The organism is Seminibacterium arietis (assembly GCF_042675725.1).
In the GTDB taxonomy this organism is placed as follows: Bacteria; Pseudomonadota; Gammaproteobacteria; order Enterobacterales; family Pasteurellaceae; genus Seminibacterium; species Seminibacterium arietis.
Genome location: NZ_JBHTJN010000016.1, coordinates 1 through 776, shown reverse-complemented (window position 1 = coordinate 776; position 776 = coordinate 1). Strand labels below are relative to the sequence as shown.

Below are 776 nucleotides of genomic sequence, written 5' to 3'. Positions count from 1 at the left end.
GTTTTTTCCTTAATGTCGTTGTAGTTTTCTGCCCAGCCTGTGCGGTAGTTGTAGTTTGCAGGAGTTGGGCTTTGCATTACCGCTTGTTTGTGTTGGCGTGCGGTGTGGTGGTTGGCGTTTTCGGTTTCTAATATGCCTTGAATAACCGCCATTAAGCCGTTGCGGTCAAGTTCTATTTCGCTGTTGTCGGCACAGGTCCAATTTATTTTTAATTTTGGGTTGGCGTCCATTGCCATTTTCACGCCTAATATTTTGGTTTTGCTTTCGGTGTCGCTATCTAGCCATTTGTTGAGCGGTTTGATGTAGACACCGCCTGCGGTGCGGTCGTCTCGGTATTGGTTGATTTTTTCGCATATTTGTTCGCGTTCATGCTGTAAAAGTGCGGTGGCTTTTTCTTCGTCCACGGTCCAGCCGTTTCCGTTCCAACGTGCCAGCGGATCGGCGGACTTTTCGACCCATTGATAATTGCCGTTAAATTCCACTAATACATGGCTTTCAAGTTCGCTTTCATTGATGTCTTGTGCTATCCAGTTTGCTTTGTCTTGCGGTTCTGGATAGATTTGATAGTTGTTTAAGTTGTGTTTTTGAAAGTAGATTTTCATGATTTTTCCTTAAAAGTCGTCAATAGTACTTTCTGATTCTGTTGGGTGTTCTTGGTTAAATTCTTCACCGCCTAAGGCAATTACTTCTTTGATTACAGCGGTTCTATCTCGCCAACTGTCTTTCCAACTGCCTATATCTTTATCTATTAATGGGGTGATAGTGATTTCGGTTTC

Annotated in this window: 1 protein-coding gene; it reads right to left on the bottom strand. The window is 43.3% G+C overall.

Translation table 11 applies throughout. The features are described 5' to 3' along the window. Positions 1 to 602 (bottom strand): DUF4376 domain-containing protein (locus ACFQ02_RS08165; RefSeq protein WP_380821613.1); only part of this gene is annotated, 602 nt, incomplete at its 3' end. Between the last annotated feature and the right edge of the window lie 174 nt (positions 603 to 776).